The organism is Pseudomonas bijieensis (assembly GCF_013347965.1).
Classification (GTDB): domain Bacteria; phylum Pseudomonadota; class Gammaproteobacteria; order Pseudomonadales; family Pseudomonadaceae; genus Aquipseudomonas; species Aquipseudomonas bijieensis.
In genome coordinates this window covers 1,102,376-1,122,276 of record NZ_CP048810.1, presented here as the reverse complement: position 1 = coordinate 1,122,276, position 19,901 = coordinate 1,102,376, and the positions used below count along the sequence as shown (strand labels likewise).

The following is a 19,901-nucleotide window of genomic DNA, read 5'->3' as shown; positions in this document are numbered from 1 at the left end:
TACTGCTCTGGCGATCAGGTACTTGTTGCGTGCATATAGATAACATGTTAACTATTGCCGTACAAAAACAATAAGCCACTGCGGAGAACGCCATGAGCATGCAACAGGTTGGACAAGACGGTCTGGACGCCTGGAACCGGGATCTGCGGGCGACTTGCGGCCACTTCGATACCGAGCTGGCCTTCAATCGTGCGTTGTTCATTGGTGAAGTATCGAATGTCCATCGCGGTGGCCTTGCCCTCGCGAACCTGCGGACCAATGCCGGTAGCATCAAGCGTCACTCATCCAACGCCGATCACGATGATGACCAGGATTGCCTCCTGGTCAGCCAGCGCAGCGGCTACTGCCGCATTACTCAGAATGGCCGGAGTATTCAATTGGCGCCCGGTGAATTGTTGTTGATGGATTCCGTAGGGGCGCTTGAGATCAGCCCGTTCGGCCTGATCGAGCACGCGGTGCTGTCCTTGTCTCGCCAGAAAGTGTCGCGGCAACTGGGCGGGGAAACCAAGACCTTCGGCAAGGTGTCGTCCAGCAAGGCGTGCGGGCGGATGCTGCATGTGTTGATGGACCAGTTGTGCAAGGACACACCGGACGGTGATGGCGCGGCGGGCGAGGGTGAAGCCTTGCAGAGTGCCTTCGTTTCGCTGTTGGGCTCGGCCCTGGAACAGGGCAGCGATGCCCGTGACGAGGGCGTTGCGTTACAGGGCAGCCACTTGCGCAGCTATGTGCAGAAGGTCATCGACGAATCACTCAGCCAGCCCGGCCTCACCCCGGTGGGCCTGGCCAATCGGCTGAATATTTCGGTGCGGCATCTGTATCGTTTGTTCGAAGAGCAGGATGACAGCGTTTGCCGCTACATCCAGCGGGCCCGGCTCAAGCGCAGTGCCGATGACCTGACCAACCCGTTCCTGCGGGACGAGTCCATTACCTCGATCGCCTACAAGTGGGGCTTCACCGATTCGGCGCATTTCAGCCGTTCATTCAAGAAGCAGTTCGAGCTGTCGCCCAAGGAGTTTCGCTCCAGCCGTTTGCAGGTGGGGCAGGGGGTGGCTTGAGCGAGGTGGACGATCGCTATCGCGAGCCAGCTCGCTCCCACAGAGGGAGTTGATGGCTGGATAAAATGTGGGAGCGAGCCCGCTCGCGATGACGGTGGTCCAGCCACCCCCACCGCAAGCAGACTCACCCCCATTCAGGTTAAAACCTCCGGCAAGGTCGAACCGCCATCGACCACCAAGGTCTGCCCGGTCACATAGCCGGCCAGGCTCGATGCCAGGAACAGCATGGCGCCTGCGATGTCGTTCGGTTGGCCCAGTCGACCCAGCGGCACCCGGCGGGCGATGTCCTGATTGACCTCATCGTCGCCCAGGTTGGCCATGGCCGGTGTGGCGATCATGCCCGGTTCGACCCCGTTGACGCGGACATTCTCGGCCGCCAGTTCCAGCGCGGCGTTGCGAATGAAACCATTGACCCCGGCCTTGGAGGCCGCGTAGTGGCTGAGCCCCGGATACGCTACCCGCGGCCCGGTGACCGAGGAGGTCACCAGCACGCAGCCTCGGCCCTGGCGCCGGAACATCGGCAGTGCGGCCTGGGTCAGCCAGAACAGCGCCGACAGGTTCACCGCCAGCGTTCGTTCAAGTATCGACGGGGTGATCTCGGCGAATGGCGTCAGTGGAAAATACCCGGCGTTGTGCACCAGGATATCCAGCCGGCCCAAGCGTTGCTCCAGCGCGGTCATCATCCCGAATATCGCCGTCGCGTCGGCCAGGTCGACGCCCACGGCTTGCACCTGACAGCCCACGGCGGTCAATTCGTCGGCCACTGCCTCGGCCCGGGCCAGGCCCAGGTCGGCGATGACCACCTGGGCCCCGCGCAGGGCAAACGCTTCAACGATGGCCCGGCCAATACCTTGTGCACCGCCCGTGACCAGTACGGTCTGGCCGCTGAAATCCAGATCGTCAGACATCGCTGGCCTCCATCCGGCTGAAGGCCAGCGTCGGCACGTCGACGATGCTGGAGCCGCCATCGGCCACCAGCGTCGCCCCGGTGATGATGGACGCTTCAGGCGAGGCCAGGAAACGGCAGACGTTGGCGATTTCCGTCGCGCTGGCTGGCCTGCGCAACGGCACGTCGGCGCAGACCCGGTCATAGGCCTGCTGCAAGGTTTCGCCATGGAATTGCATCAATACCTGCATCTCTTCATCGGCCATGGGCGTGCGCACCCAGCCAGGGCAAACCGCATTGACCCGCACGCCGTGAGGCCCATAGTCCCTGGCCAGGGAGCGGTTGAGACCCAGCAGAGCATGCTTGGCGGTGGTGTAGCCGCACACGTGCGGGCCCGCCGCCAATGAAGCAATGGAGGCGATCAGCACAATGTTGCCGGCGCTTTCCCGCAGCAGTGGCAGGCAAGCCCGGGCGCTGTAGAAGGCGCTGTCGAGATTGCTGCGCATGGCTGCCTCCCAGGACGACGGGGCGGTTTCGGTGGCGCTGCCCAATCCCATGCCACCGGCACAGGCCAGTAGCACATCGAGTCGGCCAAAACGCGTGCGAATCTGCTCGACGAAGCCGTCCCAGGTGTTGGGGCAGGCTGCGTCGCCCACCAGCACCAGGCCGCCGATGTCCTCGGCGAGCGCTTCCAGGGGCTCGCGACGGCGGCCGATCAGTACCAGGTTGGCGCCTTCGGCGGCATGCAGGCGGGCGCAGGCCGCACCGATGCCGGTGCCGGCACCGGTGATCACCACGGTGCGTGATTCAGGCATCGGGGTACTCCGTCTGATTGAGCACCTGGCAGTAGGAACTGACCGGGAAGTTGGAAAACTCATCGAAGGATTCACCGGCGTAGCCGAAGATTTTGCCGTCGCTGCGGTGCTGTTGCAGGTCGATCAGCACCAGGCCCAGGGTCGGGATGATCTTTTCTCGCCACACGAACAGGTACAACTGATCGGCGATCCTGTAGGTGTCGCAGCGATCGGTGTCGCACAGGCCTTGCTCAACGCCCTTGAGGCACTGCCAGGAGTAGAACTGGTCGTTGAGGTAAATGTGTTCGTAGACTTCGCTCGGGCTGTAGCGATACAGGTTGCGCAGCCCCACCAGCTCGTTGGTCGGTGCGTGCGGGCACAGGCCAGGCTGCCAGGGACGGTCGAGACTGCCGTGCAGGAATTGCGTTTGAACCGAGGTCAGGGGCTTGCCGGTCAACGCGCGGCTGTAGAGACCTTCATCGGTTTCTTGGTGGCTCGGCATGCGGCCGATCACGGCGGTGAAGGCGGCGCTGGCGGTATCGAGCACCAGGCTTACCGACGACGTCAGCTCGCCTTCGCGCTTGATGAAGTCCACCAGGTACAGGCCCGGGCGTACGGATGTGGCCCGGTAGGTCGCGGTGCCGCTGGAATGCCCATCGGCGGCGCTCCAGGTCAGGGTGTCCTGTTCGATGCGGTGCTCGATCTGCCAGCCGTTGGCGAAATGCAGGGTGAAGGTCTTGCCGTCCAGGTCAGCCAGGTTTGGCAGGATGAAGGCTTCGGGGGCAAAGCCATCGGCCAGGGCGCCGACGGTGATCCAGTCTGAAGATGTGCTCATTGCAAGGCTCCGGTGGTTGAAGTAGCCACTCGGATCATGGGGCGCCGGGCAACGACGGCCTATCAACCAAATGGTTGATCAGAGGAACAGTGCGCTGACCAACTCGGTGCGACTGCTCACACCGACTTTGCGGAACAGGTGGATCAGGTGAGTCTTGATGGTCGGCAAGCCGACGTCCAGTTCCCGGGCCAATTGTTTGTTGCTGACGCCTTGGCGCAGTAGCCAGGCGATCTGGCGCTCCTTGGGCGTCAGGTCGGCCAGTGCATCTTCATGGGCCGGTAGATGGGCCACGGCCAGTTGCAGCAAGGCCTGCAACGCGTTCAGTTGGCTCAACTGCTGAGAGGTGAAGACACCTTGCTCGGCGGTGCGCAGCAACGAAATCGCGGCTTGGGGCTGGCCGTCTCGATGGGCGAAGACTTCCACCACGTCGACCACGCCGTAGCGTTGCAGAAAGTCGCGATAACGATGGTTGTCACGCAGCGGTTGGCGAGCCATCGCCAGCCCCAACGGCACCACGGCCAGCTCGCTGGACGCACAGCGTCGCGGATGCAGTGGGTCGAACTGGCGGTAGTTGTCCAGGTAGTCGCGGTGCATCTCGCCGCTCATCCCATGGAGGCTGAAGTCGTGGACTTGCAGGTGTCGATCCACGCAGTAGAACGCCGCCCGGCTGACGGGAACCAGCTGGGTGAAGGCGTGCAGGCACTGGCCGGCGATGTCCTGGGTCGGGATGACGTTCATGGTCGCAACCTTCGCAAGCGGGCCGCCGGTAGTGCCGGCAGCCCTGTCCGGTCAGACTACCGCGAAGTAGTGCTTGACGAAACTTTCGCTGACCACTTCCCACAGCACCGGCGTGCCCTTGGTCACGAACCAGCTGTCGCCGGCCGTGTAGCGGGTGCTCTGGCCGGTGGCCTCGTCGGTGAGGACCACTTCACCGGTGACCACGGTGGCTTGTTCGGCGAACGGGTAGACCATCCGGAACTTGCCTTGGGTGGTGCCGAAGTAGGCGCTGCTGACCGGGTCGGTGGGGGCGCCGAAGGTCATCTTGCCGAAGGCCTTGACTTCGCCTTCGAGAATCTGCGAACCGAGATCGGCGACGGTGCCCCAGGCGTCCAGGTCGGACAGCTGGATGTCTTTTTCGAGGGTGATGAGGGGCATGGCAGTGACTCCTGGTGAGTGAAAAACAAAGGTGGGGTGTGTCCAGTGCCAATCAGTTAAACCTCGCTCCCACAGGGGATTCGCTTAACTGACTGGCATCATGACCGTCAGCGCCGGCCGTTCCAGTAACCCGACAGCTGATGCCAGGACTTGCCGGCGGTCAGCAGCAATGGGCGAATGGCGTCTTTGCCGATGATGGTCGGGCGGTGGATCGAGCTGACCAGGTCGTAGCGCGCCGAGCCTTCGCTCATGCCCTCGGCCAGCACCTTGCAGATAATGTGGCTTGGGGTGACGCCAAAACCTGAGTAGCCCTGGACGAAAAACGCGTTGCTGCGACCGGGCAGGGTGCCGATCTGCGGAAACAGGTTCGGGCTGCACGCCATCGGGCCGCCCCAGGCCAGGTCGATCTTCACGTCCTTGAGGTACGGGAAAATTTTCAGCATCAGGCGCCGGTTCCAGGCCTTGAGATCCTGGGGGATATGCTCCACCAATGGCGTGGCGGCGCCGAACAGCAGGCGGTTTTCGTTGGTGACGCGGTAATAGTCGATCACCGGACGAATGTCGCTGTAGGCGCCGCGAATCGGGCTGATGCGCTGGATCAGTTCGTCCGACAACGGCTCGGTCATCATCTGGAAGGCGTAGGTGTTGATGGTCGAACGGTGCAGTTCCGGCTCCAGCTTGTTGAGGAAACTGTCGCAGGCCCAAAGCAGCTTGCTGGCCTTCACCGAGCCGCGTCCGGTGCGCACGGTGATGCGTTCGCCATAGCTGACTTCCAGGGCCGGGCTGTTCTCGAAAATCCGCACACCGTGGCTGACCAGGGCCTTGGCTTCACCCAGCAACAGGTTCAGCGAGTGCACATGCCCGCCGCCCATGTGCAGCAATGCGCTGCCGTAGGCCTTGGAGCCGATGATCTGCTGCACGTCGGAGCCGCCGAGAAAGCGGATCTCGTGCTTGCTGTTGATCGACTTGAAGTCTTTTTCCCAAGCCCGCAGGGTCTTTTCCTGGCGGGCGTTGAAACCCATGTAGCCGTAGCCGTGGCAGAAATCGGCGTCGATATCGTATTTGGCGATACGGTCCTTGATGATGTCGGCGCCCAGGTCGCTGATCTCGAAGACCTGGCGCAGGCCGTCTTCACCTACGTCCTTCTTGATCTTTTCCAGGTCGTGACCGATGCCGGCCATGATCTGTCCGCCATTGCGCCCGGTGCCGCCGAACCCAAGGTAACGCGCCTCCAGCACCACGATGTTGGTGATGCCTTTTTCGGCGAGCTCCAGCGCGGTATTGATGCCGGAGAAACCGCCGCCAATCACCACGACATCGGCTTCTACGTCCTGTTCCAGGGTGGGGAAGCTGAGGTTGTATTTCTTGGTGGCCGTGTAATAGGTGGGCGTTTCGATATTGATCATGACGCAACCTGACAAAGTGAAAGGAAACTCCGTTGCAACGCCTACACAAGGCATTGCAGGGGATGGCTCTATTAAGGGCCCTGATGAGGGCGCCTGTCTTGATCATCCGTGCCGGGGTATTTGACCGAGCGCGCCATGGGACCGAAACCTGCCCCATGAAAAGTACAATCTTGGATCTGGAAGGTGCATTTTTCACCTGCTTGCGATTGCCCATACTGGACCGGCCTTAATCGCTGATCCCTTTGCTTGTGCAACCTTGGGTTGTCGGGCAAAGGCGGGATCGGCAGATGCCAATAATAAAAGAGCCCGTCCATGAAAAAGCCAAATCCGCTGCTCGAAGACCTCAAGCCCCTCCTGCCGGTCATTGCCGCCAATGCCTTCCAGGCGGAGAAAGACCGTAGCGTGCCTGCCGAGAATATCGCCTTGCTCAAAAGCATTGGCATGCACCGGGCTTTCCAGCCAAAACCATACGGTGGCCTGGAGATTTCCCTGCCGCAGTTCGCCGACTGCATCGCGCTGCTGGCCGGTGCCTGTGCCAGCACGGCCTGGGCCATGAGCCTGTTGTGCACCCACAGCCATCAGTTGGCAATGTTCCCGGCCAAGGCCCAGCAGGACATCTGGGGCGATGACCCCGATGCCACCGCTAGCAGCAGCATCGCACCGTTTGGTCGCACCGAGGAAGTCGAGGGCGGTGTGATGTTCAGCGGTGAAATGGGCTGGAGCAGCGGCTGCGATCATGCCGAATGGGCGATCGTGGGGTTTCGCCGTAAAAACGCCGAAGGCACCCAGGATTATTGCTTTGCGGTGCTGCCGCGCAGTGACTATGAAATTCGCGATGACTGGTTCGCGGTGGGCATGCGTGGCAGTGGCAGCAAGACCTTGATCATTGACAACGCTTTCGTGCCGGAACACCGGATCCAGAAAGCCAAGGACATGATGGAAGGCAAGTCCGGCGGGTTCGGTCTGTACCCTGACAGCAAGATTTTCTACTCACCGTACCGGCCGTACTTCGCCAGCGGTTTCTCCACGGTCAGCCTGGGCGTGGCCGAACGCATGCTGGAGGTCTTTCGCGAGAAAACCAGGAACCGCGTACGGGCCTATACCGGTGCGGCCGTCGGTGCCGCCACCCCGGCGTTGATGCGCCTGGCCGAGTCTACCCATCAGGTGGCGGCAGCCCGTGCCTTCCTGGAAAAAACCTGGCAGGAGCACGCCGAGTACGGCGAGCGCCACGAATACCCAAGCCGGGAAACCCTGGCGTTCTGGCGGACCAACCAGGGCTACGCCACCAAGATGTGCATCCAGGCCGTCGACCGTTTGATGGAGGCGGCCGGTGGCGGCGCCTGGTTCGAAAACAATGAATTGCAGCGATTGTTCCGCGACGCCCACCTGACCGGCGCCCATGCCTACACCGACTACGACGTCTGCGCGCAGATCCTCGGTCGTGAGTTGATGGGCCTTGAGCCTGACCCTTCCATGGTTTGACCGCCTGTCCTCCAGAACAATAATCGAGGCCGTCGCTTGAGGCGGCCGGGAGTCTTGCATGTCCAGTCTTTGTAATACCGCTTTCGACACCCGTGCGTTCCGCCGGGCCCTGGGTAACTTTGCCACCGGCGTGACCGTGGTCACGGCTGCCACTGAAGATGGCCGCAAGGTCGGTGTGACGGCCAACAGTTTCAACTCGGTGTCCCTGGACCCGCCACTGATCCTGTGGAGCATCGACAAGCGCTCCAGCAGTCACGAGGTGTTCGAAGCCGCCAGCCATTTTGCGGTGAACGTGCTGGCCGCCGACCAGATAGACCTGTCGAACAACTTCGCCCGGCCCAAGGAGGACCGTTTCGCTGAAATCCAATTCGACATCGGCGAAGGCGGTGCTCCGGTATTTGTGGACTGCTCGGCGCGTTTTCACTGTGAAAAATTCCAGCAGGTCGATGGCGGCGATCATTGGATCATGATCGGCAAGGTCGTGGCTTTTGATGACTTCGGCCGCTCACCGCTGCTCTACCACCAGGGCGCTTACTCGATGGTCTTGCCCCACACTCGCATGACCAGGCGGGAAGAGGGCCAGTCCCCCAGCAGCCACTTCCAGGGGCGCTTGAGCCACAACCTGTATTACCTGATGACCCAGGCACTGCGGGCCTACCAGGCCAGCTACCAGCCACGTCAGTTGTCCACGGGGTTACGCACCAGCGAAGCGCGGATGATGATGGTGCTGGAGAACGACGCCGGGCTGAACCTGTGCGACCTGCAGCGGGAAGTGGCGATGCCGGTGCGCGAGATCGAAGAAGCCGTGGCCAACCTCAAGCGCAAGGGGCTGGTGAGCGATGAGGGCGAGCGGGTACGCCTGACTGTCAAAGGCATCGATGAGACCGAAGGGCTCTGGGCCATCGCCAAGGAGCAGCAGGACAAGGTGTTCGGCCAGTTCAGCGAGGAACAGGTCGAGCATTTCAAAGAGGTGCTCAAGGGCGTGATCAAGGGCGCTTGAGCTGTTACAGGCGTTCAGGCGCGAGTCCAATCCTTGTGGCAGGGGAATAATCCTCTTGCCACAGGTAACTCGGCGCCGAAGCTGTTAGGATTTAGTTAACTCGTTAACTAATCCTCCTCGCGACTACTCTCCATGCCCAAACCGCGCCAATCCTTGACCCTCACCCTGCTACAGGCCCGTGAAGCGGCCATGGGGTTTTTCCGACCTTCCCTCAATCAACATGGCTTGACCGAGCAGCAATGGCGGGTCATCCGTATTCTCAGCCAGCACGACGAGCTGGAGATCAATCGCCTGGCCGAGCTGGCCTGCATCCTCAAGCCCAGCATGACCGGTGTGCTGGTGCGCATGGAAGCGGCGGGCATGGTGGAGCGGCGCAAGGCCGAACAGGATCAGCGCCGGGTGCTGGTGCGCCTGGCGCCGCAAGGGCAAGCGAGCTTCGATTCGATGAGCCAGAGCATGGAAGAGAATTACCAGCGTCTGCAGGACAAGTTAGGGGGAGGAAAAATTGCAGACGTTGCTGGGGTTGCTCAATGACCTGAAGACGATCAGGCGTTGAGATCGCCAAGAGAGGTCAGCTTTTGTGGCGAGGGGATTTATCCCCGTTGGGCTGCGCAGCAGCCCCTGGAAAAGCCACCTTGATGGACCCGAAACACCGAGTCGGCAGATATAGGGCCTGCTGCGCAGTCCAGCGGGGATAAATCCCCCCTCGCCACATGGGATGCGGCAAACTCAGTACACGCCGCCGGCCGCAGGTTTTGGTGTGTCTTTGAACATCGCGGCCAGCGTCTGCAAACCCCGCATCAACACCGTCGTATCCACGCCCACCGCGACAAATGCCGCGCCGAGTTCGATGTAGCGGCGGGCCAGTTTCTCATCGGCGCTGAGAATCCCGGCCGCTTTACCAGCCTTGCGGATGCGGGCGATGGCGTCTTCGATGGCCGCTTGCACATCCGGGTGCCCTGGATTGCCACGAAAGCCCATGGACGCGCTCAAGTCCGCCGGGCCGATAAAGACCCCATCCACGCCTTCCACCGCCGCAATGGCATCCAGGTTGGCCAGGCCTTCGCGGCTTTCGATCTGCACCAGCAGGCACATCTGTTCATCGGCTTTATCGAGATAGCCGGGGATGCTGTTCCAGCGTGACGCCCGGGCCAGTGCGCTGCCTACACCACGTACACCGTGGGGCGGGTAGTGGATGGCGCGCACCAGTTCGCGCGCCTGCCCGGCACTTTCCACCATCGGCACCAGCAAGGTCTGCACGCCGATGTCGAGCACTTGCTTGATCAGTGCCGTGTCACCGATCACTGGACGTATCACCGGCTGGCTGGGGTAGGGGGCCACGGCCTGGAGTTGGCCGAGCAGGGTGCGCAAGTCGTTGGGCGCGTGTTCACCGTCGATCAGCAGCCAGTCGAAGCCGGCATTGGCCGCCAGTTCCGCACAGTAGGTATCGGCCAACCCCAGCCACAGACCGATCTGCGCCTCGCCGCTGCGCAGGCGTTGCTTGAAGGTATTGACGGGCATGTCCATGAGGCGGTCTCCGATCAGACGAAACGGCAGGCGATGGAACCGAGCATGTCGTAGTCGACATGGAAGGTATCGCCGGGGTTGGCGGCCACGGGGCGGGTGAAGGAACCACCGAGGATGATCTGTCCTGGTTGCAGCGTAACGTCATAAGCCGCCAGCTTGTTCGCCAGCCAGGCCACGCCTTTGGCCGGGTGATTGAGCACCGCCGCCGAGACGCCGGATTCTTCGATCACGCCGTTGCGGTAGAGCACCGCCGGCACTTTGCGCAGGTCAATCTCGGTCGGGCGTACGGCGCGACCGCCCATGACCACGCCGGCATTGGCGGCGTTGTCGGAGATGGTGTCGAAGACCTTGCGGGTTGCCTTGGTCTGCGGATCGATCTGCTGGATACGCGCATCGATGATTTCCAGCGCCGGGATCACCCATTCGGTGGCGTCGAGCACGTCGAACACCGTCACGTTCGGGCCTTTCAACGGCTTGCCGAGAATGAACGCCAGCTCCACTTCCACCCGTGGCACGATGAAGCGCTCGAACGGGATGTCGGTGCCTTCGTCGAAAAACATGTCGTCGAGCAGCGCGCCGTAGTCCGGCTCGGTGATGTTCGACGATACCTGCATGGCCCGGGAGGTCAGGCCGATCTTGTGGCCGACCAGCTTGCGCCCGTCCTTGATCTTTTGTGCCACCCACGCACGCTGGATGGCGTAGGCATCCTCGATGGTGATGTCCGGGTGGTCGAGGGAAAACTGCCGCACCTGCTCGCGGCAGCGCTCGGCTTGGTCGAGGCGGGCGGCGGCTTGCTGGATGAAGTTCTGGTCGAGCATGGCAAGGGTCTCTTAGTGAGGATTGACGATGGCGGCCCGGGTGCGCAGCACCAGCAAGCCGCCAAGGGCGATGAGCAGGGCCAGCACATACAGGGCGAGGCTGGCGCTCTGGGTGGTGTCGCGCATCCAGCCGATCAGGTAGGGCGCGAAGAATGAGGCGATGCTGCCGAAGGAGCTGATCAGCGCGATCCCGGCGGCTTGGGTACCGTTGGACAGGAACGCCGGCGGCAATTGCCAGAACATCGGCAACGCCGCGCTGGCGCCCATGCCGGCGACGATCAGGCCAGCCAGCACCAGGGTCGGGTTGCCGGGTGAAAGCCCGGCGAGCGCAATGCCCAGCGCTGCCATCAACAGCGGCACACACAGGTGCCAGCGGCGTTCGCGATTGCGGTCAGAGGAACGCCCGCAACCGATCATGAAGAAGCAGCCGGCCAGATAGGGCACGGCGCTGAGTAGCCCGACCTTGCCGTCGCTGCCGATGCCGGCGCCGTGGATCAGGGTGGGCATCCAGAAGGCCAGGGTGTTCACCGCCAGCATCACGGCGAAGTACACCGCTACCAGCAACCAGACCTGCGGGTTGTTGAGGATCGCCGAGAACGAGGTGATGGATTTGCGCTGTTCTTCAAGACTCAGTTGTTCGCGCAGTTGCTGCTTGGCTTGTGGTGTGAGCCACTTGACCGCCTCGAAACTGTCCGGCAGGCACTTGAGCACGACGAGGCCCAGGAGGATCACCGGCAGCCCTTCAATGACAAACATCCATTGCCAGCCGCGCAGGCCGCCAAGGTCATGGAAATGCTCGAGAATGCCGCCGGACAATGGCCCGCCAATCACCCCGGCCATCGGCACGGCGATGGCGAACAACGCGGTCACCTGGGCCCGGCGCCGGGCCGGATACCAACGGTTGAGGAAAACCAGGATGCCAGGAAAGAAACCGGCCTCGGCCACGCCCAGCAGAAAGCGCAACACATAGAAACCGGCGGCGCTGTCGATAAGGAACATACCGGTGGACAAGGTGCCCCAGACCACCATCAGCGTGGCGATCCAGCGCCGCGGACCGACCCGGTCCAGGGCCATGTTGCTGGGTACCCCAAACAGCGCATAGGCGATGAAGAACAGCCCTGCGCCGAAGCCGTAGACTGTATCGCTGAACTGCAGGTCGGCGCTCATCTGCATCTTGGCGAAGCCGATGTTGATGCGATCCAGGTGGGCAAAGAGGTAACAGACCAGCAGCAGCGGCATCAGCCGCCAGGTGATGGTGGCATGGGTGCGGTCGTGCGCGACGGTGCCGGCAGTGTCGGCGGTATTGGCTGTGCTCATGATCTTGTACTTTTTGTCAGAGAGGCCGATGGGGGAACACGAGGCAGACGGATTCAGATGGCCTGGCCCTTGAGGAAGGCGTGGACGTTGTTGGCCTTGAAATTGAGCTGTTCGTGCAGCTCGATCATCTCGAATGACAGGGCCAGCAGGCGTTGGGCCTGGAGCTCGGCGAAGTGAGCGGTGATCATCTCGAAGAGTTTTTCCGCGACTTTCTGGCGGGTGGCCAGGTCGCGACCATGGCCGACTTTCAAGGTCATGTGTACGAAGGCGTAGTCGTGCTTGCCGTCGGCCATGCGCCAGGTGTCCAGGCGCACGCCGCGGCTGCGGATGCCGCCCAGGGGGAACACGCCGCTGTCGCCCAGCAAGGCGTGGACCTTTTCAAACAGGCCGGGCAGGTCGGCTTGTTGTTCGATGTTGTCGGTGTATTCAGCGATGAAATGAGGCATGACGGCTCCTTCAGGCCGCACGGGGATGCCGTACGGCCGCAGTGTCAAACAGGGAAGACAGCGTTGATCTGTCCAGTGCCGGAGCTGCCGAAAGGCTCGGTGATGATTTCGGCAGGCTTGTCGTAGTCCGGCCCGCCGAGCAACCCCAGCAGCATCGCCGTGTCATGCATCTTGCCTTCGCCGAAGCAGTGTTCGGCGTAGTCCGGGAGCATGGCGCAGAACTCTTTCCAGCGGCCTTGGCGCCACATCTCGACGACGTGCAGGTCGACCTGCTTGTCGAATTCCCGCGTCCAGTTGTGGATGTTGGCTTCAGCGTTGCGATCATCGGAGAAACGGTGCGACAGCGAGCCGGAGGCGAGCACCAGCACCTTGCGATCGCTTTTCTCGATGGCTCGGCGCACGGCGGCGCCGAAGGTGAAGCTGTCTTGCAGGCGGTGCCAGGCGCACCAGGCGGCAATCGACACGACGTTGAATTTCTGTTCCTGAGGAACGTCCATGTGCATGTAGCGCATGGGCACCAGCGTGCCGTATTCCAGCTCAAGACTTGGGATGTTGTGGGCCAGGGTGCGCACGTCGGCGGCATTGGCCTCGGCGGCGATCAGCTCGCCCAGTTCCGGGGCGCCTGAGTATTCGTACTCCATGTTCTTGATGAAGTGCGGCAGCTCGTTGCTGGTATAGATGCCCTTGAAGTGCGCGCCGCTGTTGACGTGATAGGCACTGTTGACCAGCCAGTGCACGTCGAACACCACGGCGGTATCGGCCCCCAGTTCCCGGGCGCGGCGACCGATTTCCTTGTGGCCGGCAATCGCGGCGGCGCGGCAACCGTGGTGCTTGCCGGGCAGCTCCGACAGGTACATCGAGGGAACGTGGCAGATTTTCGCAGCCAGGACGACTTCGCCCATGATGATTCTCCTGAAAAATTGTTCTTGTTGAGCTTCGAGTAATCGGTGAGTCACAGCGCCTGTGGTGAGGGATATCCCCTCTATGTGGGAGCAAAGCTTGCTCGCGAAACAGGCGCCCCGATTTCTGAAAAACCGCATCGCCTTCATCGCGGGCAAGCCTTGCTCCCACAGGAACAGGGATAAATCCCCTCGCCACAGGGTTCATCACTTACCTTGGGTCATACACCCCAGCGCGGTATGTGATGACTGCCCATGGAGATGCAAACGTTCTTGATCTCGGCAAACACTTCAAAGCTGTACTGTCCGCCTTCGCGGCCGGTTCCGGAACCCTTCACGCCGCCGAAAGGCTGGCGCAGGTCGCGCACGTTCTGGCTGTTGATGAACACCATGCCGGCCTCGATGCCATGGGCCAGGCGATGGGCCTTGCCGATGTCCTGGGTCCAGATATACGAGGCCAGGCCGTATTCGGTGTCGTTGGCCAATTGCAGGGCTTGGGCCTCGTCCTTGAACGGGATCAGGCACACCACCGGCCCGAAGATTTCTTCCTGGGCGATACGCATGTTGTTGTTCACGTCGGCGAACACTGTCGGCTGGATGAACTGGCCGCGGCTCAAGTGGGCCGGCAAATTGGCCGGACGTTCCAGGCCACCGGCCAGGAGGGTGGCACCTTCTTCGAGACCGATCTTGATGTAGCCGGTGACCTTGTCGTAGTGGGCCTGGGTGATCATCGAGCCGACCTGGGTTTTCGGATCCTGCGGATCGCCGACGATCAGGCGCTTGGCCCGGGCGGCGAACTCGGCCACGAACTGCGGGTAGACGCTTTCCTGGATGAAGATCCGGCTGCCGGCGGTGCAGCGTTCGCCATTGAGGGAAAAAATGGTGAACAGCGCCGCATCAAGGGCCCGCTCAAGGTCGGCGTCTTCGAAAATCAGTACCGGCGACTTGCCGCCCAGTTCCATCGAATACTTTTTCAAACCGGCTGTCTGCATGATTTTCTTGCCGGTGGCAGTGCCGCCGGTGAAGGAAATCGCTCGCACATCCGGGTGGCGCACCAACGCATCGCCAGCGGTTGCGCCATAGCCCTGGATCACGTTCAGCACGCCATTGGGCAGGCCAGCCTCGACCGCCAGGCGACCCAGCTCGTTGGCGGTCAGCGGCGACAGCTCGGACATTTTCAGCACGGCAGTATTGCCCAATGCCAGGCATGGCGCGGTCTTCCAGGTCGCGGTCATGAACGGCACGTTCCACGGCGATACCAGTCCACAGACCCCCACCGGCTGGTACAGGGTGTAGTTGAGCATCTGGTCGTCGACCGGATAGGTATGACCGTCCATCCGCGTGCAGACTTCGGCAAAGAAGTCGAAGTTGTGGGAGGCCCGAGGGATCAGCACGTTCTTGGTCTGGTGGATCGGCAAACCGGTGTCGAGGGTTTCCAGTTCGGCCAGCTTAGGCACGTTTTGCTCGATCAGCTCACCGAGTTTGCGCATCAGTCGGGCGCGTTCCTTGGCCGGGGTGTTGGCCCATTTCGGAAACGCTTCCTTGGCTGCTGCGACTGCTTGGGCCACTTCCTCGGCACCGCCGCTGGCAACTTCGCCGATGGCTTCGCCAGTGGCCGGGTTGTAGTTGACGAAGACGTCTTTGCTTTCGACCTCACGGCCGTTGATCCAGTGTTTGATCATGCTGCTCAAGCCTCTTTACGGGATGCGAAGAACTCGGCTTCGCTGACAATGTGGTTGACCAGGCGACCGACGCCTTGCACTTCCACGATCACTTCATCGCCGGGCACCACGTCCGCCAGGCCTTCCGGCGTGCCGGTGGCGATCATGTCGCCGGGTTGCAAGGTCATGAAGCCGGACAGGTATTCGATCAGGTAGGGGATGTCGAAAATCATGTCCTTCGTGCTGCCTTCCTGGCGCAGTTCACCGTTGATCCAGGTGCGCAGCGTCAGGTTGCTCGGGTCCGGCACATCGGCCACATCGACGATCCATGGGCCGACAGGCGTGGTGGCGTCGCGGTTCTTCACCGGCAGGTTGGGGCGGTAGTAGTTTTCCAGGTAGTCGCGAATCGCGTAGTCGTTGCACACGGTGTAGCCGGCCAGGTAGTCCAATGCATCCTCGCGCTTGACGTTGCGTGCCTCCTTGCCGATGACCGCCACCAGTTCGCACTCGTAATGCATGTAGGCGACGTTGTCGGGGCGCCAGGTCACCTGGTTGTGGCCGGTGTAGGTGCCGGGTGACTTGATGAACGCCAGGGGTTCGGTCGGCGCTTTGAACGCCAGTTCGGCGGCGTGATCGGCGTAGTTCAGGCCCAGGGCGAACATGCTGCCTTCCGCCGGTGGCAGCCACTGGACCTGATCCTCGGCCAACAGGCGACCGTCGGCCAGGCGCACGGCGTTGTCGGCTTCAACGGTAACGGCGTGGATCTGGCCGTCAAAACGAATGCGCGCGTGTTTCATGAACCTGCTCCTGTTTCCTCGGCCACGACGGTATTGACGAGACGGCCCAGGCCGCTGATCTCCACTTCGACACGATCGCCGGGCTGGACATCGACCCGACCTTCAGGTGTGCCGGTGATCAGCACGTCGCCGGCATGCAGGGTCATGAATTCGCTGATCTCGGCGATCAATTGGGGAATATTGCGGACGAAGTTCGCCGTGCTGTTTTGCTGGCGTACCTCGCCGTTGACATACAGGGTGATCGCCAGGCTGTGAGGGTCGGTCACCTGGGCGGTCGGCACCAGTTCCGGGCCGACGGCACAGAAGCCGTCCCGGCACTTGGCCTTGACGGCGGGGCGGTAGTAGCTGTCTTCCGGCAGGCTGAATTCATTGACGACGGTGTAGCCGGCCACGTAGTCCAAGGCTTGGGCGGCGCTGACGCGACTGGCCGACTTGCCCATCACCACGCCAAGCGCCGGCCCTGGTTGCAGTATTTCGCCGTGACCGGGATGAACCACATCGGCGTCGTGCCGGTTGCGGGTATTGGGCGTCTTGATGAATAGCACAGGCTTGAGCGGCGGCTTCTGATAGGGCGGTTGCTCGAACTCGGCGAGGCGCTGCTTCAGCAGCCCCTGGTAGTTCAGCGCGACCCCGAACAGGGTGCCGGTCGCGACGTCATGCAGGGCACGGCTCATGCTTGTCTCCTGGCGATGGCAGAGGGATGAGGGCTCTGCGGTTATTGTTAATGTGTTAACAGTTATAATTAAGATGTTAACTATCGTCAAGCGTGACAGAATGACCGAGCACTGGTTGCCTTGTCGGATTCGAGGCAGGATGAGTACGACAGGCACCTGAACCAGAATAAAAACGAGTACTGCGTGATGACTGACCGCCAGCCGATCCCGAACATCAACATCGGTCAGGTGTACGACCAGCGTTACAGCGACGCCGAAGTGCATTACGACCGGCTCGCCAACCTGGCCGACTTTTTCGGCCGCAACATGCCGGTCCACCGCCACGATCGTTTCTTTCAGGTGCACTACGTCAAGAGCGGCACCGTGCGCGTGTATCTCGATGACCAGCAGTACGTCGAGTCCGGCCCGATGTTTTTTCTCACCCCGCCGACCATCCCCCATTCCTTCGTGACCGAGGCTGACAGTGACGGGCATGTTCTGACGGTGCGCCAGCAATTGGTATGGCAACTGATCGACGCCGACCCGAGCCTGGCGCCGGCAGGCGTGCAAATGCCGGCCGCCTGTGTGGCGCTGGCGCAACTGGGGCCTGAGCAGGCGGGGGAGGTGCGACGGCTGGAGTACCTGTTCGAGGAACTGAGCGAGGAGGTGGTGGCGGGGCGTCCGGGACGCAGCGCAGCGCTGGACGGGTTGACGCGGCTGATCATGATCAGTCTATTGCGCTTGTGTTCGAACTCCCTGGAGGCCAGGCCGGCGCGGCATGAGGACCTGAAGATCTTTCATCGCTTCAACGAGCTGATCGAGGCCCACTACCTGCAGCACTGGCCGCTGTCGCGCTATGCCGAAGGCATCGGCGTGACCGAGGCGCGCCTTAACGACGTGTGCCGACGTATCGCCGACCTGCCTTCCAAGCGCCTGATCATGGAGCGGCTGATGCAAGAGGCCAAGCGCCTGTTGTTGTTCACCGGCAGCTCGGCCAATGAAATCTGCTACCAGCTCGGGTTCAAGGATCCGGCGTATTTCAGCCGGTTTTTCCAGCGTTACGCGCAGCTTACTCCGGGGGGAGTATCGCCAGCGGCAATCGGGGTTGCGTTGAGCACCACTAATGATGGAGACCAATACTTATTTGTGGCGAGGGGATTTATCCCCGTTGGGCTGCGAAGCAGACCCAATGAGTCGATGCGCCGCAGAGTCTCATCTGAGGGCCGCTTCGCGCCCGAACGGGGATAAATCCCCTCGCCACGGCTGCTCTTGCAGCGGTGTGATGGCGACACTAAGCTGCCGACTCGCCCATTCAAATCAATCCGAACATGGCCAACCCCAGACCTTCATTGACCCTGACGCTGTTGCAAGCCCGCGAAGCCGCCATGGCTTTTTTTCGACCGGCGCTGAACCAGCATGACCTCACGGAACAGCAATGGCGGGTGATTCGCATCCTGCACCAGCAAGGGGGAGCTGGAAAGCCATCAGCTCGCTCATCAGGCCTGTATCCTCAAGCCGAGCATGACCGGTGTGCTCAGTCGCCTGGAGCGTGATGGCCTGGTGCGTCGGCAGAAGTCCAGCCAGGATCAGCGGCGGGTCTTTGTCGGGCTGACCGAGCTTGGGCAGCAGTGCTTCGTGTCCATGAGCGAAGGCATGGAAAGCAACTATCGGCGGATCGAAGAACAGTTCGGCGAGGAAAAGATGCAGCAACTGCTTGCGTTGCTCAATGAGCTGAAGAACATCAAGCCTTGAGCCTTATTGGCTTTTGTGGCGAAGGAGCAAGCTCCCACGCCACAAAATCGCTTCACACCGCGCTGCGTTCACGCAATTCCTGCAACCGATCAGCGCCACCTTCCGCCACGCGATTCTCGATCAAGCGATCAGAGCCGCCCTCGGCCACGCGATTCTGGATCAAACGATCGGAGCCGCCTTCAGCCAGTTGATGCGCAGCCTGGGCCGGGGCGTTCTTTGCTGAGGCCGCGTTCGACAGGCCGACACCGCCCACCAATGTCAGGGCGATAGCCAGGGACGATACTTTCGAGAAATTGAACATGATGACTCTCCTTGCGCTTGATTGAGTGGGCCGTGGCAGCGAATGTGTTGCTGTCCGGTGATCAAAGTTAAACGCGCGGATGTATCGACGGTGTGTGTCGGGAGAGGGCGAAATCCATTGTTTCGTATCAGTCCGCGCTTCATATACAGACTGATACAAACTCAGTAAAGCGAGGGCAAGCGGATGGCTTGAAGGCCTGATCAAGGCTGGGCCAGGGCTTGTTTCAGTTGGTCCACCAAGGTCGGCGTCATGTAGTGCGGCCCGTCGAACAAGTAGAGCGGGTAGCCTGCATAGGCCGCCAGTTGGGGTGTGAGTTCGGCGACTGTGGCGGAGCGGAAGCCACCGCCGTATTGGGGACGGAAGGCTTCGACGATGATCCGCACGCGATCCTTGCCAAGTCGATCACGCAGGGCATCTGCATAGTTCCGGGCCACCGGGGCGGTGCGGGCGTAGACGCCGACGCCGTCCTGGAAAAACACGCCGATGTCGTTCGGCAACCACTGCTTGAGCCAGTCTGCGGTAGCGGCGGGGCCGATGTTGGCGCCATCGTAGACGCTGATCCACAGCGGGCGCGGCAGTTTGGCCAGCAAGGCCGGCAACTCCTTGGCAGCCGCCCAACTGGGGTCGACTTCGGCCGGAAAGTACCAGCCGGTGACATGCAATGGTGTCGGCAACCCGGCAATACGCTCCGACAGCGCTGCCAGTTGCTCGATGTCGTCCCGTGAGCGGTTTTCACTGAAGTAGCCAGCCAGCCCGAGGATGACATCCTGGGCCCAGGGCGTCTTGGCGATGCGCGCCCAGTCCGGCAGTACCGGTACGCTGGGCAGGCCGGTGCCGGGCACGAAGGCCTGGTCGTCCACTACAGTCCATTGCACTAGTAGCTCGTGTACCCCCAGTCTTTCCCAATTGCCGCTGATGCCGACGGTCTGGTTGTCCGGCTGCCAGACGATACCGACGATGTTCGGTTTCGCAGTGATAGTGCTCATGTAGTACGTCCCTGTACCTGCGCCGAGGAGCACGGCCAGTAACAGCGCCGCGACGGTCTTGCGGTTGACGAGCGTTGCGAAGCTTTTCAAACAAGTCCCTTCTGGAGGCAGTGTAGTCGCGGCTCGGCAAG

At 61.7% G+C, this 19,901-nt stretch carries 19 protein-coding genes and 3 pseudogenes; 6 read left to right on the top strand and 16 right to left on the bottom strand.

What is annotated here, in order from left to right:
• Positions 1-92 precede the first annotated feature (92 nt).
• On the top strand, positions 93-1,055 hold the full coding sequence (feaR, locus tag GN234_RS04635; protein ID WP_163853821.1) for a transcriptional regulator FeaR: 963 nt from the start codon (positions 93-95) through the stop codon (positions 1,053-1,055).
• Between the two features lie 134 nt (positions 1,056-1,189).
• Here the strand turns inward: feaR and GN234_RS04630 are convergent, their stop codons facing one another.
• From GN234_RS04630 to GN234_RS04605, 6 genes are all read right to left on the bottom strand, one after another.
• Positions 1,190-1,963: an SDR family oxidoreductase gene (locus GN234_RS04630; RefSeq protein WP_176687959.1), complete on the bottom strand. Its 774-nt coding sequence runs from the start codon at positions 1,961-1,963 to the stop codon at positions 1,190-1,192.
• Entirely contained in the window at positions 1,956-2,756 is an 801-nt protein-coding gene (locus GN234_RS04625) for an SDR family NAD(P)-dependent oxidoreductase (protein WP_109756614.1), read from the bottom strand. Before GN234_RS04625 ends, GN234_RS04630 begins: the two co-directional genes overlap by 8 nt.
• Positions 2,749-3,570 carry a molybdenum cofactor biosynthesis F family protein gene (locus GN234_RS04620; protein ID WP_176687958.1) on the bottom strand — a complete coding sequence of 274 codons (822 nt, stop codon included), beginning with the start codon at positions 3,568-3,570 and terminating at the stop codon, positions 2,749-2,751. Before GN234_RS04620 ends, GN234_RS04625 begins: the two co-directional genes overlap by 8 nt.
• A gap of 78 nt (positions 3,571-3,648) precedes the next feature.
• The gene (locus GN234_RS04615; RefSeq protein WP_109756612.1) at positions 3,649-4,308 is read right to left on the bottom strand and encodes a helix-turn-helix transcriptional regulator; all 660 of its coding nucleotides are present in this window, start codon (positions 4,306-4,308) and stop codon (positions 3,649-3,651) included.
• A 51-nt stretch (positions 4,309-4,359) separates the two neighbouring features.
• Complete coding sequence (locus GN234_RS04610; RefSeq protein WP_109756611.1) at positions 4,360-4,725, bottom strand: cupin domain-containing protein; 366 nt, start codon at positions 4,723-4,725, stop codon at positions 4,360-4,362.
• Positions 4,726-4,832: 107 nt separating this feature from the next.
• Positions 4,833-6,131: an NAD(P)/FAD-dependent oxidoreductase gene (locus tag GN234_RS04605; RefSeq protein WP_163853819.1), complete on the bottom strand. Its 1,299-nt coding sequence runs from the start codon at positions 6,129-6,131 to the stop codon at positions 4,833-4,835.
• A gap of 312 nt (positions 6,132-6,443) precedes the next feature.
• Between GN234_RS04605 and GN234_RS04600 the strand changes: the two genes are divergently transcribed.
• The 3 genes and pseudogenes from GN234_RS04600 to hpaR (GN234_RS04590) all read left to right on the top strand — a co-directional run bounded on the left by GN234_RS04600 (position 6,444) and on the right by hpaR (GN234_RS04590) (position 9,169).
• Positions 6,444-7,613, top strand: coding sequence for a p-hydroxyphenylacetate 3-hydroxylase oxygenase component (locus GN234_RS04600; RefSeq protein WP_109756608.1), 1,170 nt, complete (start codon positions 6,444-6,446; stop codon positions 7,611-7,613).
• A gap of 58 nt (positions 7,614-7,671) precedes the next feature.
• The gene (locus GN234_RS04595; protein ID WP_176687957.1) at positions 7,672-8,613 is read left to right on the top strand and encodes a p-hydroxyphenylacetate 3-hydroxylase reductase component; all 942 of its coding nucleotides are present in this window, start codon (positions 7,672-7,674) and stop codon (positions 8,611-8,613) included.
• A 132-nt stretch (positions 8,614-8,745) separates the two neighbouring features.
• A pseudogene (hpaR, locus tag GN234_RS04590) lies at positions 8,746-9,169 on the top strand (homoprotocatechuate degradation operon regulator HpaR).
• A 173-nt stretch (positions 9,170-9,342) separates the two neighbouring features.
• On the opposite strand, the gene hpaI reads toward hpaR (GN234_RS04590), so the two are convergent.
• From hpaI to GN234_RS04550, 8 genes are all read right to left on the bottom strand, one after another.
• Positions 9,343-10,140, bottom strand: a complete 798-nt coding sequence (hpaI, locus tag GN234_RS04585; protein ID WP_176687956.1) for a 4-hydroxy-2-oxoheptanedioate aldolase — start codon at positions 10,138-10,140, stop codon at positions 9,343-9,345.
• A gap of 14 nt (positions 10,141-10,154) precedes the next feature.
• The gene (gene hpaH / locus GN234_RS04580) at positions 10,155-10,958 is read right to left on the bottom strand and encodes a 2-oxo-hept-4-ene-1,7-dioate hydratase (RefSeq protein WP_116832307.1); all 804 of its coding nucleotides are present in this window, start codon (positions 10,956-10,958) and stop codon (positions 10,155-10,157) included.
• A 12-nt stretch (positions 10,959-10,970) separates the two neighbouring features.
• On the bottom strand, positions 10,971-12,275 hold the full coding sequence (locus GN234_RS04575; protein WP_176687955.1) for an MFS transporter: 1,305 nt from the start codon (positions 12,273-12,275) through the stop codon (positions 10,971-10,973).
• A 53-nt stretch (positions 12,276-12,328) separates the two neighbouring features.
• Positions 12,329-12,721, bottom strand: coding sequence for a tautomerase family protein (locus GN234_RS04570; protein WP_176687954.1), 393 nt, complete (start codon positions 12,719-12,721; stop codon positions 12,329-12,331).
• A 44-nt stretch (positions 12,722-12,765) separates the two neighbouring features.
• Complete coding sequence (hpaD, locus tag GN234_RS04565; RefSeq protein ID WP_027911702.1) at positions 12,766-13,623, bottom strand: 3,4-dihydroxyphenylacetate 2,3-dioxygenase; 858 nt, start codon at positions 13,621-13,623, stop codon at positions 12,766-12,768.
• Positions 13,624-13,841: 218 nt separating this feature from the next.
• On the bottom strand, positions 13,842-15,302 hold the full coding sequence (gene hpaE / locus GN234_RS04560; RefSeq protein ID WP_109756601.1) for a 5-carboxymethyl-2-hydroxymuconate semialdehyde dehydrogenase: 1,461 nt from the start codon (positions 15,300-15,302) through the stop codon (positions 13,842-13,844).
• Positions 15,303-15,307: 5 nt separating this feature from the next.
• The gene (locus GN234_RS04555; RefSeq protein WP_176687953.1) at positions 15,308-16,078 is read right to left on the bottom strand and encodes a fumarylacetoacetate hydrolase family protein; all 771 of its coding nucleotides are present in this window, start codon (positions 16,076-16,078) and stop codon (positions 15,308-15,310) included.
• Complete coding sequence (locus GN234_RS04550; RefSeq protein ID WP_109756599.1) at positions 16,075-16,752, bottom strand: fumarylacetoacetate hydrolase family protein; 678 nt, start codon at positions 16,750-16,752, stop codon at positions 16,075-16,077. Before GN234_RS04550 ends, GN234_RS04555 begins: the two co-directional genes overlap by 4 nt.
• Before the next feature lie 186 nt (positions 16,753-16,938).
• Between GN234_RS04550 and hpaA the strand changes: the two are divergent.
• Together hpaA and hpaR (GN234_RS04540) are read left to right on the top strand one after the other, a co-directional pair.
• Positions 16,939-17,845: pseudogene (gene hpaA, locus GN234_RS04545) on the top strand (4-hydroxyphenylacetate catabolism regulatory protein HpaA).
• A gap of 214 nt (positions 17,846-18,059) precedes the next feature.
• Positions 18,060-18,483 (top strand): annotated as a pseudogene (hpaR, locus tag GN234_RS04540) (homoprotocatechuate degradation operon regulator HpaR).
• Positions 18,484-18,535: 52 nt separating this feature from the next.
• Here hpaR (GN234_RS04540) and GN234_RS04535 read toward each other — a convergent pair.
• Both GN234_RS04535 and GN234_RS04530 read right to left on the bottom strand, forming a co-directional pair.
• On the bottom strand, positions 18,536-18,784 hold the full coding sequence (locus GN234_RS04535; RefSeq protein WP_109756595.1) for a phage infection protein: 249 nt from the start codon (positions 18,782-18,784) through the stop codon (positions 18,536-18,538).
• A 200-nt stretch (positions 18,785-18,984) separates the two neighbouring features.
• Complete coding sequence (locus GN234_RS04530; protein WP_116832311.1) at positions 18,985-19,860, bottom strand: alpha-amylase family protein; 876 nt, start codon at positions 19,858-19,860, stop codon at positions 18,985-18,987.
• Between the last annotated feature and the right edge of the window lie 41 nt (positions 19,861-19,901).

What these genes read in the sequence shown, in the direction of transcription:
- GN234_RS04615 (WP_109756612.1), bottom strand. Translation starts at nt 4,308, where the DNA reads ATGAACGTCATCCCGACCCAGGACATCGCCGGCCAGTGCCTGCACGCC.
- GN234_RS04620 (WP_176687958.1), bottom strand. Translation starts at nt 3,570, where the DNA reads ATGAGCACATCTTCAGACTGGATCACCGTCGGCGCCCTGGCCGATGGC.
- GN234_RS04605 (WP_163853819.1), bottom strand. Translation starts at nt 6,131, where the DNA reads ATGATCAATATCGAAACGCCCACCTATTACACGGCCACCAAGAAATAC.
- hpaE (WP_109756601.1), bottom strand. Translation starts at nt 15,302, where the DNA reads ATGATCAAACACTGGATCAACGGCCGTGAGGTCGAAAGCAAAGACGTC.
- GN234_RS04550 (WP_109756599.1), bottom strand. Translation starts at nt 16,752, where the DNA reads ATGAGCCGTGCCCTGCATGACGTCGCGACCGGCACCCTGTTCGGGGTC.
- GN234_RS04600 (WP_109756608.1), top strand. Translation starts at nt 6,444, where the DNA reads ATGAAAAAGCCAAATCCGCTGCTCGAAGACCTCAAGCCCCTCCTGCCG.
- GN234_RS04555 (WP_176687953.1), bottom strand. Translation starts at nt 16,078, where the DNA reads ATGAAACACGCGCGCATTCGTTTTGACGGCCAGATCCACGCCGTTACC.
- GN234_RS04625 (WP_109756614.1), bottom strand. Translation starts at nt 2,756, where the DNA reads ATGCCTGAATCACGCACCGTGGTGATCACCGGTGCCGGCACCGGCATC.
- hpaD (WP_027911702.1), bottom strand. Translation starts at nt 13,623, where the DNA reads ATGGGCGAAGTCGTCCTGGCTGCGAAAATCTGCCACGTTCCCTCGATG.
- GN234_RS04630 (WP_176687959.1), bottom strand. Translation starts at nt 1,963, where the DNA reads ATGTCTGACGATCTGGATTTCAGCGGCCAGACCGTACTGGTCACGGGC.
- feaR (WP_163853821.1), top strand. Translation starts at nt 93, where the DNA reads ATGAGCATGCAACAGGTTGGACAAGACGGTCTGGACGCCTGGAACCGG.
- GN234_RS04575 (WP_176687955.1), bottom strand. Translation starts at nt 12,275, where the DNA reads ATGAGCACAGCCAATACCGCCGACACTGCCGGCACCGTCGCGCACGAC.
- GN234_RS04570 (WP_176687954.1), bottom strand. Translation starts at nt 12,721, where the DNA reads ATGCCTCATTTCATCGCTGAATACACCGACAACATCGAACAACAAGCC.
- hpaI (WP_176687956.1), bottom strand. Translation starts at nt 10,140, where the DNA reads ATGGACATGCCCGTCAATACCTTCAAGCAACGCCTGCGCAGCGGCGAG.
- GN234_RS04535 (WP_109756595.1), bottom strand. Translation starts at nt 18,784, where the DNA reads ATGTTCAATTTCTCGAAAGTATCGTCCCTGGCTATCGCCCTGACATTG.
- GN234_RS04595 (WP_176687957.1), top strand. Translation starts at nt 7,672, where the DNA reads ATGTCCAGTCTTTGTAATACCGCTTTCGACACCCGTGCGTTCCGCCGG.
- GN234_RS04610 (WP_109756611.1), bottom strand. Translation starts at nt 4,725, where the DNA reads ATGCCCCTCATCACCCTCGAAAAAGACATCCAGCTGTCCGACCTGGAC.
- hpaH (WP_116832307.1), bottom strand. Translation starts at nt 10,958, where the DNA reads ATGCTCGACCAGAACTTCATCCAGCAAGCCGCCGCCCGCCTCGACCAA.